The organism is Kovacikia sp. CALU 1929, from assembly GCF_056784235.1.
The window spans coordinates 79,880-93,410 of record NZ_JBXBCF010000064.1; the positions used below are offsets into that span (position 1 = coordinate 79,880).

The following is a 13,531-nucleotide window of genomic DNA, read 5'->3' on the forward strand; positions in this document are numbered from 1 at the left end:
CTGGTAAACTGCGGCATCAGTTTGACATCTTCTGGTTCAGTCAGGGCAGAGTTTGGAGGGTGAGTAATCAGCATATCCAGATTTCAGCGTGTGAGTCTTAGTAAAGATTCTCCACCGTTACCAAAGCCTACGTGAAACGGCGAGTCCCAGCCCATCCAGAAACCAGTTCTCCCCTTGCCTGCTGTTACGATATAGGATGAAGAACCGGGTTCGATTCCATCTAACATCATTATGGGCAATACTTTTGGTCATCTGTTTCGGGTTACCACCTTTGGTGAATCCCATGGTGGTGGCGTTGGCGTTGTGATTGACGGTTGCCCACCTCGCCTCGAAATCACCCCAGAAGAGATCCAGTTTGAACTGGACCGCCGTCGCCCTGGACAGAGCAAGATTACAACTCCCCGCAAAGAAGCCGATCAGTGCGAAATTCTTGCCGGTGTATTTGAAGGCAAAACTCTGGGAACACCCATTTCTATCCTGGTGCGCAACAAAGATCAGAGATCGCAGGACTATGACGAAATGGCAGTCAAGTACCGTCCCTCCCATGCCGATGCCACCTACGATGCCAAGTATGGGATTCGCAACTGGCAGGGCGGCGGCAGGTCTTCGGCAAGGGAGACGATTGGGCGCGTGGCAGCCGGGGCGATCGCCAAAAAAATTCTCCGTCAAGCCACTGGTCTTGAAATTATTGGTTACGTCAAACGGATCAAAGACATTGAGGGCGTAGTTGACCCCGAAACGGTCACCTTAGAACAGGTTGAAAGTAATATTGTGCGTTGCCCGGATGCGGAGTGTAGCGATCGCATGATTGATCTGATTGAGCGCTTCCGGGATGCTGGCGATTCTCTGGGGGGTGTAGTCGAGTGCGTTGCCCGCAACGTTCCCAGAGGCTTGGGAATGCCTGTATTCGACAAGCTAGAGGCAGATTTGGCAAAAAGCATGATGTCACTCCCCGCAACCAAAGGCTTTGAGATTGGTTCGGGGTTTGCGGGTACGTTGATGTCCGGGAGCGAACACAATGACGAGTTTTACACGGATGATCAGGGCAATATTCGCACCACAACCAACCGCTCTGGTGGGGTGCAGGGTGGCATCTCCAACGGAGAGAACATTTTGATCCGGGTTGCCTTCAAACCAACCGCAACAATCCGCAAAGAGCAACGAACCGTCACCCGCGACGGGGAAGCAGTCACCCTGGCAGCCAAAGGTCGCCATGATCCCTGTGTAGTGCCCAGGGCAGTCCCAATGGTGGAAGCAATGGTGGCACTGGTGCTTTGTGATCACCTGTTGCGCCAACAAGGGCAGTGTGGGGTGCTTTAGGATTGGTTGTCTACCGGGTTGGGCAATACTACAAAACTTTTCTTGCAGTGTTGCCGATTAGAAATCAAAGTAGATGTAAGGTAGTGCTCCTTCGGGAGCCAGTAACCAGACGGCAAACAGGCAGGCAGGCACCAATAGTAGCTTGATGTGCCAGTTGATCTGTAACTTCAGGACCCGGTTGAAGGTGTAGGCAATTCCCATCAGGGCAGTCAGAATACCTAACAGAAGAGTAATTTGAACGGGTTCCAGCCCAAAGGTTTCCAGGTAGACTTTCTGGGCAAATTGAGCATCTGCCGGATGTCCCCACAGTCGTTGGATGACCAGCCCTGAGTCCTTTAAATCTGGCAGACGGAAGAAAATCCAGGTGACAAAGACCATACTCTGGGTTAGCAACCAGGCAAGGATCATACCCAAGCCTCCCGTCCAGAAACGCTTGAGCGCTTCGCTGCGGTCTGAGAGCGTATCGGTAAGCCGATGGAGCGCCAGTGCTAAACCATGCAAGATCCCCCAGACAATAAAGCCCCAGGCGGCTCCATGCCAGATACCGGCAATTAGCATCACCAGCATGAGATTGAGGCAGGTGCGGACCAAGCCCTGACGAGAACCCCCCAAAGGAAAATATAGGTAGTTCCGGAGCCAGTCTCCCAAGGTTATGTGCCAGCGCCGCCAAAAGTCAGCGATGCTAGTGGAAAAGTAGGGGAAATCAAAGTTTTGGGGCAGGTTAAAGCCTAGGAGAATGGCGCTGCCCCGTGCCATGTCTACATAGCCACTGAAATCCAGGTAGATCTGGAAGCCGTAGGCGATCGCTGCCAGCCATAGATCCCCGCTACCCGCCCGTTGCAGGTTTTGAAAGCTCAGATCGACTAGCACACCCAGGTTGTCTGCCAGCAGTCCCTTCTTGACAGCCCCGCAGGCAATTAACCACAGCCCTTCAGAGATGCGATCAATAGTCGGGAAACTCTGGTTCTGGGTTTGAGTCGCAAAAAGCTGGTAGCGAGTGATGGGACCGCTGATTAGCTTCGGAAAAAATAGTTTGTAGGCAGAAAATTTAAGGAACTGCTGCGCCGCTGGTGCTCCCCGATAAACATCGACCAGGTAAGCAATGCACTCAAAGCTAAAGAAACTCAACCCCAAGGGCACAATCAGATTTGCCCCAGTCCATTCGGCACTGGCTTGTAATGTCGTTGCCCCAAACAGTGCCCCCACACTGGACAGTACAAACGGAACATACTTGAACCCAAACAGCAGCAGCACATTCAGAACAATACCGAACCAGAGCAGTTTCAAGCGTTGCCGGTTCCAGTCCTGTTGGGCAAACTGCCAGTCTTCCATGCGCCAGTCCGGCGGTGACCCAATGACTTGACCAATACGGAACGTAATCCAGGCGGCAGCAAGCAACAGGGGAATGTACTGCGCCTGGAGAGAAGCATAGAAAACAATGCTGGCTATCAGAAGCGCCCACATACGGAGCCACTGCTGTTGGACTGACCAGAAAATCCCAAGGACACTGACCAGGAAAAGAGCGTAAGTTAAGGAAATGAATGTCATGAATTTGAGGCTTGACAGAAGAAGGGGCAACTGCTCCGGTGATTATATTAAGGATTCGCGCAAGTAACCATAAATTCAGAAATAATTTGCATCTTAACTGCGATCCTATTGTGCTAATATCATTATCCGTGGGTGAGCGGGTCGGTGCCCGAGTGGTTAATGGGGGCGGACTGTAAATCCGCTGGCTATGCCTACGCTGGTTCAAATCCAGCCCGGCCCATCCACGGTAAAAGGCAAAAGGGTGAAAGCTGAAGGATAAATATCTCTCATAAGGTACTTTACTTTTTCATCCTTCATCCTCTAGTCTTCATCCTTTCAGTTCGCCCTTGTAGCTCAGTGGTAGAGCACACCCTTGGTAAGGGTGAGGTCACGAGTTCAATCCTCGTCAAGGGCTCTGCACCTGTAGAGCGACAAATTAAATGTCCGTGGCGACATGTACGTTCGCACATTAGATGTCGCTCTTCGCAAGTTAATGTCGTTTTAGTGCATTTTTGCTGCATCTCGCCAATTAACGTCGCCAATTAACATATTCTTGGTGTTCGCGAATTAATGTCGCTAATTACCAAGGGTGTCAGTAATTGCTTTACTCCTCACTTTTCACCCCTGATGCTTTAATCCAGTTGAGGTAGGGTTGGGAGCCAGCAAGGATGGGCAATGCAATGATTTCTGGTACCTCATAGGAGTGGACTTGCCGCACCATTGATTCCAGTGCCTGAAATTTTGCCAGGTCGCATTTAATTAATAGCTGCCACTCATCATCCTGATGCACTTCGCCCTGCCAGGTATAGACGGAATGAATGGGAAAAAGGCTAACACAGGCAGCTAACCGAGCCTGAATTAAAGTCCGGGAGATCGCCCCTGCCTCTTCTTTTGAAGGAGCCGTGACCAGCACCACTCCATACTGGCTATCTATCTGCTTATCCATCGTCGATTCAAGTGAGCAAAAGAGAACTCCCTCTCTACTTTAGAAGGAGTTTTGCCTGTTAGCGCTAACCTTAAACCCTCTTCGGTCACTTCCGCTTACCCTTGTTACTTGCTAAGCTGTGAAGCCCAAAGTCTCATGAACTTACAGCCGTTCCCCTCATATAAGCCACATTTACCCATCCCCTCATCTACACTCAGTTGTGGTTTACTCATCTAAAAATCGTTTGTGGAGGTGGGGGATTATGGTTCATGCCAATGCAAGCTTTAAGCAAGCTTGTAACTCGTTCAATATTAAAAGCCAGCTACGCAGCCCTGGCAGGTGTGGTGGTCTGGATTGGGCTGTTTACCAACACTATCTTTCTACTGGTGGCTGCCATGTTGATTGCGCCCTTTGCCAGTCCTGCGATGAACCTGGCGATCGCCACTGCTCGAGGTGATATTCAACTCATCTGGCGTAGTATTGTGCGTTACTTTGCGGCTCTAACCATGACGATTTTAGTGGCAGCATTGCTTAGTCTAATCCGGCAGCAGATTGCGACACCCCTGATGATTGATCAAAGTCAGGTTTCAATTATTGCTGTGCTAATCCCCCTGGCAGCGGGGGCAGCGGGGGCACTCACCCTGTTGCAGTCAGAACGGAGCAGTTTGGTGCCAGGCGCAACGACGGGAATGCTGGTGGCAGCTTCTCTGGCTCCGCCTGCTGGGATTATCGGTATGGCAGGGGCGATCGGTCGGTGGTGTATGGTGACGGATGGACTGTTTTTGCTGTTCCCACAACTCTGTGGCATCAATCTATCGGCAGCGGTATTATTTCGGATTTTTGGATTAAATACCGAGGGAAGCCGATATGTCCGGGGTAAACGAACCGTGTTTCCCGTCACCCTATTCGTTACAGGGATAGCTCTGGTAGGATTGCTCCTCCCGATTTACAGCGTTCTAGCCTTGCCCAGCGGGCAAATGCCGAAGTTCAACAGGCAGTAGACCAGGCAAGATTAGGGGGATCTGGTTGAGTCGGATGTGCGCTTTACTCGCTCAGATATCCCAGGACAAAATACACTGCTCTGCATCCTATATGTGCAGCGATCGCCTGAAGTGAAGGAATCCGCTGAGGAAATCTGCGATCGCCTGACTCAACTTGTTCAAACCCGTTTACTAAATCAGAATTTTGATCTTACGCCTTTAATTAATGTGACTGTGTTAGAGCCACCCACCATTAAAAGATGAGTCCATCATTTATACCCTTTAGTCGATGAAGATTTTGATTTTTCATGGGCAAATGAGGATGGTTGAAAGGTTCATTGGTTCACTGTCAGTTGAATATGAGCGTCGAAATTCCTGCTCTTTGGGGCAAAATGCAGAATATGGTCACAGGTTTTATTGTCCTGTTGCCCAACATAGTTCTAGCTTTAATTGTCTTTGCCATTTTCTTTTTTGCTGGCAGGACATTGAAGCATTTGGTGCGGCGATTAACTCGCAATCGACGACAAGCTCGTAATTTAGGCATGGTGTTAGGACGTCTAGCCCAGGGAGCAACTATTTTAGTTGGTTTATTTGTCGCCCTTTCAATTGTCATTCCCACCTTGAGAGCCAGCGATCTGGTGCAGTTATTGGGGATTAGTGGCGTGGCGATTGGCTTTGCCTTTCGCGACATTCTACAAAATTTCCTAGCAGGTATCCTGATTTTGCTAACCGAACCTTTTCAAATCGACGATCAGATTGTATTTAAGAACTTTGAAGGCACGGTTGAGAATATCGAAACTCGTGCTACAACCATCAGAACCTACAACGGTCGCCGGATTGTAATTCCTAACTCAGAATTATTTACCAACTCTGTCACTGTAAATACAGCGTTTGAAAATCGTCGTCTGGAGTACGACCTTGGAATTGGTTACAGCGATGATATTGATGAAGCCAAACAGTTGATTTTGTCAGCAATGCGGGAAACTCCAGGAGTCTTGGAAGACCCATCTCCCGATGCCATTGTGGTTAGTTTAGCGGGAAGCACCGTTAACATCCGTGCCCGCTGGTGGATTCAGCCACCCCGGCGGCGGGAAGCCTTGGACTTGCAGGATCAGGTGCTGATTGCAATTAAAAATAAATTGACCCAAAACGGGATCGACTTACCCTTTCCAACACAGCAAATTCTGTTCCACGACCAGACGGAGGAAACCGATGGCGATCGCTCCCACCAGCGAGAAGGATGGCCCGCTGGCAAGCATTCAGTCCCAAAGCCGCGCAGTATTGGGGGTTCCCTTAAGCATTTAGCAGAAATGCAGATTCAACAGAACGGCAACAGACCATCACAAGTGGCAGAAGATGAATGAATAGCGCCAGACTCAAAAAGCTGTGGGATACCCTTCACTCTAGCTACTGGTTTTTACCCAGTTTGATGGCGCTCTGTGCCACTTTACTGGCATTTGCCATGCTGATGGTTGACAACACACGGCAAGATGCGATTACTGAACTGGGATGGTTTTACTCTGGCGGACCCAATGGGGCGCGAGCTCTCCTCTCGGCTGTTGCCAGTTCAATGATCACCGTTGCAGCTACCGCATTTTCAATTACTATTGTTGCGCTTCAGCTTGCCTCATCAAATTTTGGACCCCGGTTATTGCGAAACTTCATGCAAGACACCGGAAACCAAATTGTCCTCGGCAGTTTTATTGCCACCTTTATTTACTGCCTGCTGATTCTCCGGACAATTCACGGTGAAGACTTTGACCTTTTTGTGCCCCAGCTTTCGGTCACTGTTGGCATTATTCTGACTATTCTAAGCGTTGGTGTTTTGATTTACTTTATTCACCATGCTTCAACAATCATTCAAGCATCCCATGTTATATCCGGGGTCAGCCATGAATTAGAGCAGGCGATCGACCGTTTATTCCCATCGAAATTGGGAAAAACTCCATCGGAATACCATCAGCCAGTAGAGGAAATTCCCCTAGACTTTAAAGAAGAGGCTTGTTCAATTCCTGCACCTGAGACAGGTTATCTGCAAGCCATTGACGGCGACCAATTGATTAAAATTGCTTGCCGCTATAATCTTCTGTTACAAATTCAAGCACGACCAGGACAATTTGTGATTGAAGGAAACGATCTGGTCAAAGGTTATCCGGCAGAACGGATATATCCGCAATTGAATAGCCGAATTAGCGAAGCATTTGTTTTCGGAAATGAGCGGACAGAGCAACAGGATATAGAGTTTCCAATTAATCAACTGGTTGAAGTTGGACTGCGGGCAATTTCTCCAGCAGTTAACGATCCATTCACAACCATTCGTTGTATAGATCGTCTGAGTGCTGGCTTGTCTCACCTGGCAGAACGCGAGTTTCCTTCCCCTTACCGCTATGACCAAACTCACCACTTACGGATTATCGTTGAGCCAGTTACGTTTGAGCAATTAGTCGATAGCGCATTTAGTCAGATTCGCCGATATGCTCGTTCAGATGTGGCAGTCACTGTTCGACTACTGGAGGCGATCGCCCAAATTGCCCATCATACTAGCCGTCCTCAGGATCGGTTCATATTAGAGCAGCAAGCAGAAGTAATTTTACAGGGAAGTTGTGAGGAACTGTCTCAAAAGCAAGACCAGGAAGAGGTAAAGCAGAAATACGCTCAAGTAATGACTGCCCTAAAAAAGAATTACAACAATAGCAAGCAAATCTAGGAGAATTGTCAGACTTAGAAGGCTAGAAAGAATAACTTGGACAGACAAGGGGCTTAAGCCCCTTGTTCAAAAGAATGGTATTTATATACTTGCCTCACTACAATTCGCCCTCACCCTAAATCCCTCTCCCAGAGCGGGAGAGGGACTTTGATGGTTCCCCTTCTCTTCCCTGGGAGAAGGGGTTAGGGGATGAGGGTCAGTCATCTGGTGTTTTAAGTATATAAATGCTAAAAGAATTGCCACCCAGAACGTTCAACTTATTTCTGCTAGCCTCCTTAGACCTCTCGATGATAATCTGACCACTTGACATCTGCGCTTGGCAGTACCAACTTCAGATAGCCTTCACAGTAACCTGGGTTGACTCTCAAATTTGATGATTCAAAATTTCAGTAATGAGGTTAAATCACATTAGTCTTTGAAAGGATGAAGGATGAAGGATGAAAGATGAAGAATGAAGAAATAAAAATCTTTAACTCAACACTCTCAACTCTCAACTTTTAACTCCCCTTACCCCAATCCAGCCAAGAGGTATACCTGTGTTTCAATTTCTGACCAAACTGGATTACCTGCTGCGTGAAACTTTTCTAGGCTTACGGCGCGGTGGTTGGATGAACTGGGCAGCCATTAGCACGGTAACAGTACTGCTGTTTTTGTTTGGTGTGAGCCTGCAAGCCTCCTGGCACCTGGAAGGATTGCTTAATCGGTTTGGTAGTCAGTTGGAGGTGTCCGTTTACCTGGATACCGGCATCCAGGCAACAGACCTGAAACCGGTTGTACAAGCGATGCCAGAAGTGGCAGAGGTGTTGACGATCCCCAAGGAGCAGGCATGGGCAAATTTGATTAAGGATCTGGGAGTATCCGACATTCATGGAGCAACCAAACAACTGGAAGGGAATCCCCTCGTAGATGAGCTGAAGGTCAAAGCAAAATCTTCGGAAGGAGTGCCAACTCTGGCACAAAAGCTGTCTCAGGTGGCGGGGGTGGATGAGGTGCAGTATGTTGACGAAGCCGTTAAGCGGGTGACTCAGCTCAATCGGGGATTGAGCTGGATTAGTTTAACAGTGATTACGCTGCTAACCCTGACTGCGATCGCTGTTATCACCACTACGATTCGTCTGATTGTACTATCGCGGCGGCGGGAAATTGAAGTCATGCAACTGGTTGGCGCAACCACGAGTTGGATTTATCTCCCGTTTATTTTGCAGGGAGTCGTATTTGGGCTGGCAGGAGCGGCGATCGCCTGGGGCTTGATTGCCAGCATCCAGCATTTCCTGACCAACCTCTTGACCCAACAGCCTGAATTTGTCCAGTTTCTAGCCAACGGATTGCAGCTCAGCCCATTCAAAACAGTCCTGCTGCCCCTGGTTTTACTTGGCTTTGGCAGTTCAGTCGGGGTGATGGGGAGTCTGTTTGCTGTGCGACGGATTGCGATTCGATGAGGGGTGAGGGGAAGTGTGAGGGGTGAGGGGTTAAAGGAGAAAGGGGTGATGAAATCTCAATGGGATTGTTTTCTGCAAAATCTAGGGGTATGGGAAGGTTCATTTACTAGCCTCTCGCCTGAAGCAGAGGTTCTGAGCGATACATCCTCTAGACTGGTTCTGGAAGGGCTGGATGCGGAGAATCGAGAGGTGCGGCTGACTTTGCAACGGGATGGCAAGTCAGATGCAGTGCTGCATTTCTCTGCGATTGGGGGTGGGGGATTGATGTTCTTTGAGACGGGGGCATTTTCCCAGGGAGCAATCCAGTTTTCCCCCTATGCTCAGTTTGGGGCGGAGTTGGCGCTGGTGTATGGCGATCGCCGCTTGCGCCTGGTTCAGTTGTTCAATCCAGACGGGCACCTCCAGGAAATTACCTTGATTCGGGAAAAACGCTCGGGGACAACTATGCCAGAACGTCAACCGTTGAAGTTGAATCACCTGCTGGGAGAGTGGCACGGAGAAGCGATCACCCTTTACCCCGATTTCCATGTCAAGACCTATTCCACTCGACTAGTGATCCAGCAACAGGGAGAAACCCGACTGGAACAACGGTTGTCTTTTGGCGAGGGGGATGCCAGTCGGGCGATCGCTTCTACGGCTGAAATTAGCGGTTCAATCCTGAAATTTGATCAGGGTTCCCTACCAGTACAGGTCATGCTGTTACCAGATGGCGCTTCTTCTAACTGTCCGCTTGAGATTAAGCCAGGGTATCCCTTTGTCCTAGAGGCTGGATGGTTGTTGGAATCAAATTTGCGCCAGCGTTTGGTACGCAGTTACAACAGCAAAGGGGAGTGGGTGAGTTTAACCTTAGTGAGTGAGCGAAAGATCTGTAAGTAACTGGATGCAACAGTTATTTCTGTCAGCCTCTACTAACTTGAGGGGTTCGTTTTAGTTTTGATCTGGGCTGCCATTGTCTCCAGAGTTTTTTTTTCCCGCTTGAGTTTTTCTTCCATCTCCTGAACTTGCTCCCGACGGGCTTCTAGTTCTAAGGAGCGACGGTTCAGTTCCTGGCTTTGGAGAGTAAGGGACTGTCGCCACTGCTCTGCCCGTTCAGTTTCCTGTTGCAAAAAAGTAGGAGTAATGCCAGTAACTAGAAACTTTTGGACGATGTCTAAAATCCAGCTTTTAGCATCTTTAATGGTCAAAACCTGGCGTGTATTGGAAAGCTCGACTAAAACGAGTAATCCATCACTAAAGTTACTGGCTTCCGAAGAGATAACGACTTCTTCATCTGTCACAATAGCCCAGGCATTCTCAGATTTTTGGCGGGCAAGCAAGAGCAGCCCTGCCTTACCCAAAAATCCTTTCTTTTGTACCTGTGCCAGATACTGCATTAATGTAATCTCTCTAACCCTGGTGGTTGTCTGTTAAGAATAACCATATAGCCCACTGAACTTAAGCTTCAAGGGGGATTTGGCTGACTTGCCGATAAATTTATCAGTCTCGATGCTGTCTTCACTCTCCGACTATCAGACTTCTGTTAAACAACAGTATAGCGGTAGCTATAAAGGTTGAGACAAAGGGCAGGCTGATAAAGACAAACCCCACCCTTTCTATCCTTGCCCTCGCTCCCGATCCGCTATCCGCTATCACCTGCTATAGCGGTTTTTGGCTGAATAAAGTATTGGAGCTTGAGGTATGGTGGGATGCAAAGTGTCCTTACTGTACCTCAAACCCTTGAAAAGGGCTATATGTGCCTAAAGCTGGGCAAGTCGGGTGCGCAAAATCTCTGCTTGCGTTTCTAACTCTGCCAGGGATGATCTGGCTCCTTCAACCACTTCAGCCGGTGCTTTGTTGACAAAGTTAGGATTGCCCAGGCGACCTTGGATGGACTGAGCCTCCGCCTCAATCTTCTTCAGGTCTTTCTCAATCTTGGCACGCAGGGCATCCACATCGACCACTCCAGCCAGGGGCATTAGCACCTGCACAGTGCCAATCACACCGGCAAACATCTGAGTTGAATCTGTGGGAGCGGTTGAGGTGATCGTGAGGGATTCGACCTTCGCCAGATCTTGAATATAGGACTTTCCAGCCGCGAGAATTTGACGTTCGCGATCGCTCTCACTCTGCAAAATCACCGATACCTTCACATTGGGCTTGACTTCTGCCTCTGCCCGCAGGTTGCGGATGGTCCGAATTGCCCCAATCAGTAACTCAAACTGTTGCTCCAGGTCGGGATCAATCAGGCTGGGATCGGGTTCTGGATATGCCTGTAATGTCAGGTACTGTCCCTCTTCTGCCTGGGTCAGCGTGTGCCAGATTTCCTCAGTAATGTGGGGCATAAACGGATGCAAGAGCTTGAGCGTCCCTTCCAGCACCGTGATGAGAACTTGTTGAGCCGTTCGTCGCGAGTTCTGATCCTGCCCTTGCAGGCGGGACTTGACCAGTTCAATATACCAGTCACAGAAGTCACCCCAGATGAACTCATACAATCCCTTCGCGGCTTCACCCAAGCCAAACTTGTCAATCTGGTCACGGCTTTGGCGGGTCACCTGGTGAAAGCGGGAGAGGAGCCATCGGTCTACCAGTTCGAGGGATTGGGGTGGGGAATTTTGCAGGGTTTGTTCCAACTCAGCACTCAAAACTGAGAACTGATCATTTTCCCCCAGGTTCATCAGCACAAACCGGGAGGCATTCCACAGTTTGTTAGTGAAGTTGCGGGAGGCTTCTACAGAAGCGGACTCGTCGGTCTTACGGTTGTACTCCAGGCGAATGTCCTGTCCGGCTCCGGCGACCTCTCTCACCAGGGTGTAGCGGAGGGCATCGGTGCCGTATTTGTTAATCAGCAGGAGGGGATCAATGCCGTTATTGGCGGATTTGGACATCTTCTTGTTATTCTCATCCCGTACCAGTCCGTGGATGTAAACGGTCTGGAAGGGCATCTGTCCGGTAAAGTGTCCCGCCATCATGGTCATGCGGGCAACCCAGAAAAAGATGATGTCAAAGCCCGTGACCAAGGTCGTGGTTGGGTAGTAACGCTCCAGATCAACCGTCTGCTGGGGCCACCCTAAGGTCGAAAAGGGCCACAAGCCGGAAGAAAACCAGGTATCCAGCACATCTGGATCTTGTTCAAGCTGGACGCTGGCACCAAATTGGGCGATCGCCTTTTCCCGTGCTTCAGCCTGATTGCGGGCGACTATAAACGGAGTATGGTCGGTAATAGAACCCTCCGTTTCACTCACGGCATACCAGGCGGGAATTTGGTGTCCCCACCAGAGTTGACGGGAAATACACCAGTCTCGTAAGCTCACCAGCCAGTCCCGATAAACCTTCAACCAGCGTTCTGGCATAAAGGCAGGCGAATTCTTTTGATCCAGAAAGTCCAGTGCCCGGGTTGCCAGGGGTTCAATCTTGACGAACCACTGGGTAGAAAGCAGCGGCTCAACCGGAACTTTGCCGCGATCGCTGTAGGGAACCGTATGTTTATAGTCTTCTACCTTGACCAGCAACCCTTCCGCTTCCAGCCGGGATACGACGTTCTTACGGGCAACAAACCGATCCTGTCCCTGGAAGGCACCGGCATTTTCATTCAGGGAGCCGTCCTTGTTCAAAATGTTGATAAAAGGCAGGTTATGGCGTTTGCCCATTGCAAAGTCATTTGGGTCATGGGCAGGGGTAACCTTGACCACACCCGTGCCAAAGGCTGAGTCTACAAACTCATCTGCAATGATCGGGATGGGTCGGTTCATGATCGGGAGTGTCACCGTTTGCCCAATCAAGTGTTTGTAGCGATCGTCATTGGGATTAACCGCGACGGCTGCATCTCCCAGCATGGTTTCTGGACGAGTGGTAGCAACTTCCACCGATCCTGTCCCATCGGTCAAAGGATAGCGCAGGTGCCACAGATGCCCATTTACCTCCTGGTTTTCTACTTCCAGGTCAGAAACGGCTGACTGGCTGGCTGGGCACCAGTTGACCAGATAGTTGCCCCGATAGATCAATCCTTCTTCATACAGTTGGATAAAGGCTTCCAGCACTGCACTGGTTAGCCCTTCATCCATCGTGAACCGTTCTCGCGTCCAGTCTACCGACAGTCCCAGTCGGCGTAACTGACCGACAATGGTGCCACCAGATTCCTCCTTCCACTGCCATGCTCGCTTCAGATAAGCTTCTCGTCCCACATCCTGCCGGGTTTTGCCCTGGGACTGAAGCTCCCGATCCAGAATCGTGCTGACCGCAATACTGGCGTGATCCGTTCCTGGTAACCAGAGCGTATTGCGCCCAATCATCCGATGATAGCGAACCAGCACGTCAATCAGGGAGTGTTCAAAGGCGTGTCCCATGTGCAGGCTACCCGTCACATTGGGGGGTGGAATGACGATGCAGTAAGGTTCGCCCGGATGGTCAGGATCCGCTTTGAAGACCTGGTTGGTTTCCCAAGCTTGCTGCCACTTGGTTTCGGTGGTGGTGGGGTCGTACTGGCTGGGCAGGTTTGGGATGTTAGCAGTCATGGAAATTGAGAACTATTAAGGATGAGGTAGGCTGAACAGGGTATAGCCCTTGATCTGGATAGATTAGGCAAATAGCCTTTAGCGTGGCTAGGCGATCGCTAACCCATCCTACAGTTTAATTTGTCTGACGCTCGTTGGTAGAT

The 13,531-nt window shown here is 49.8% G+C and carries 11 protein-coding genes and 2 tRNA genes; 9 read left to right on the forward strand and 4 right to left on the reverse strand.

The window, feature by feature from the left end:
• Positions 1–231: 231 nt before the first annotated feature.
• Entirely contained in the window at positions 232–1,320 is a 1,089-nt protein-coding gene (gene aroC / locus AC1S52_RS11530; protein ID WP_482029152.1) for a chorismate synthase, read from the forward strand.
• A 57-nt stretch (positions 1,321–1,377) separates the two neighbouring features.
• Here the strand turns inward: aroC and AC1S52_RS11535 are convergent, their stop codons facing one another.
• Positions 1,378–2,868: an MBOAT family O-acyltransferase gene (locus AC1S52_RS11535; RefSeq protein WP_482029153.1), complete on the reverse strand. Its 1,491-nt coding sequence runs from the start codon at positions 2,866–2,868 to the stop codon at positions 1,378–1,380.
• A 138-nt stretch (positions 2,869–3,006) separates the two neighbouring features.
• Here AC1S52_RS11535 and AC1S52_RS11540 point away from each other — a divergent pair.
• Positions 3,007–3,088 (forward strand) — tRNA-Tyr (locus AC1S52_RS11540).
• A gap of 102 nt (positions 3,089–3,190) precedes the next feature.
• Positions 3,191–3,262: transfer RNA gene (locus AC1S52_RS11545), tRNA-Thr, on the forward strand.
• 189 nt (positions 3,263–3,451) lie between these two features.
• On the opposite strand, the gene cutA is transcribed toward AC1S52_RS11545, so the two are convergent.
• A complete protein-coding gene (gene cutA / locus AC1S52_RS11550; protein ID WP_482029154.1) occupies positions 3,452–3,793 on the reverse strand; it encodes a divalent-cation tolerance protein CutA in 342 nt (113 codons plus the stop codon).
• Positions 3,794–4,041: 248 nt separating this feature from the next.
• On the opposite strand from cutA, the gene AC1S52_RS11555 reads away from it, so the two are divergent.
• The 6 genes from AC1S52_RS11555 to AC1S52_RS11580 all read left to right on the forward strand — a co-directional run bounded on the left by AC1S52_RS11555 (position 4,042) and on the right by AC1S52_RS11580 (position 9,774).
• Positions 4,042–4,773 carry a DUF389 domain-containing protein gene (locus AC1S52_RS11555; protein WP_482029155.1) on the forward strand — a complete coding sequence of 244 codons (732 nt, stop codon included), beginning with the start codon at positions 4,042–4,044 and terminating at the stop codon, positions 4,771–4,773.
• A 36-nt stretch (positions 4,774–4,809) separates the two neighbouring features.
• Positions 4,810–5,016: a hypothetical protein gene (locus tag AC1S52_RS11560; RefSeq protein WP_482029156.1), complete on the forward strand. Its 207-nt coding sequence runs from the start codon at positions 4,810–4,812 to the stop codon at positions 5,014–5,016.
• Between the two features lie 95 nt (positions 5,017–5,111).
• On the forward strand, positions 5,112–6,116 hold the full coding sequence (locus tag AC1S52_RS11565; RefSeq protein ID WP_482029157.1) for a mechanosensitive ion channel family protein: 1,005 nt from the start codon (positions 5,112–5,114) through the stop codon (positions 6,114–6,116).
• Complete coding sequence (locus tag AC1S52_RS11570; RefSeq protein ID WP_482029158.1) at positions 6,113–7,459, forward strand: DUF2254 domain-containing protein; 1,347 nt, start codon at positions 6,113–6,115, stop codon at positions 7,457–7,459. Before AC1S52_RS11565 ends, AC1S52_RS11570 begins: the two co-directional genes overlap by 4 nt.
• A 536-nt stretch (positions 7,460–7,995) precedes the next feature.
• Positions 7,996–8,898 carry a cell division protein FtsX gene (locus tag AC1S52_RS11575; protein ID WP_482029159.1) on the forward strand — a complete coding sequence of 301 codons (903 nt, stop codon included), beginning with the start codon at positions 7,996–7,998 and terminating at the stop codon, positions 8,896–8,898.
• 48 nt (positions 8,899–8,946) lie between these two features.
• Positions 8,947–9,774 carry a DUF3598 family protein gene (locus AC1S52_RS11580; protein WP_482029160.1) on the forward strand — a complete coding sequence of 276 codons (828 nt, stop codon included), beginning with the start codon at positions 8,947–8,949 and terminating at the stop codon, positions 9,772–9,774.
• Between the two features lie 32 nt (positions 9,775–9,806).
• Here AC1S52_RS11580 and AC1S52_RS11585 read toward each other — a convergent pair whose 3' ends face one another.
• Together AC1S52_RS11585 and AC1S52_RS11590 are read right to left on the reverse strand one after the other, a co-directional pair.
• Positions 9,807–10,271 carry a hypothetical protein gene (locus AC1S52_RS11585; RefSeq protein ID WP_482029161.1) on the reverse strand — a complete coding sequence of 155 codons (465 nt, stop codon included), beginning with the start codon at positions 10,269–10,271 and terminating at the stop codon, positions 9,807–9,809.
• Positions 10,272–10,634: 363 nt separating this feature from the next.
• Positions 10,635–13,388 (reverse strand): valine--tRNA ligase, encoded by a 2,754-nt coding sequence (locus tag AC1S52_RS11590; RefSeq protein WP_482029162.1) that lies wholly within the window; start codon positions 13,386–13,388, stop codon positions 10,635–10,637.
• Positions 13,389–13,531 lie beyond the last annotated feature (143 nt).

Bases quoted from the DNA above. Each gene is read 5' to 3' on its own strand.
- aroC (WP_482029152.1), top strand. From the start codon at position 232: ATGGGCAATACTTTTGGTCATCTGTTTCGGGTTACCACCTTTGGTGAA.
- AC1S52_RS11590 (WP_482029162.1), bottom strand. From the start codon at position 13,388: ATGACTGCTAACATCCCAAACCTGCCCAGCCAGTACGACCCCACCACC.
- AC1S52_RS11580 (WP_482029160.1), top strand. From the start codon at position 8,947: ATGAAATCTCAATGGGATTGTTTTCTGCAAAATCTAGGGGTATGGGAA.
- AC1S52_RS11585 (WP_482029161.1), bottom strand. From the start codon at position 10,271: ATGCAGTATCTGGCACAGGTACAAAAGAAAGGATTTTTGGGTAAGGCA.
- cutA (WP_482029154.1), bottom strand. From the start codon at position 3,793: ATGGATAAGCAGATAGATAGCCAGTATGGAGTGGTGCTGGTCACGGCT.
- AC1S52_RS11565 (WP_482029157.1), top strand. From the start codon at position 5,112: ATGAGCGTCGAAATTCCTGCTCTTTGGGGCAAAATGCAGAATATGGTC.
- AC1S52_RS11555 (WP_482029155.1), top strand. From the start codon at position 4,042: ATGCCAATGCAAGCTTTAAGCAAGCTTGTAACTCGTTCAATATTAAAA.
- AC1S52_RS11570 (WP_482029158.1), top strand. From the start codon at position 6,113: ATGAATAGCGCCAGACTCAAAAAGCTGTGGGATACCCTTCACTCTAGC.
- AC1S52_RS11535 (WP_482029153.1), bottom strand. From the start codon at position 2,868: ATGACATTCATTTCCTTAACTTACGCTCTTTTCCTGGTCAGTGTCCTT.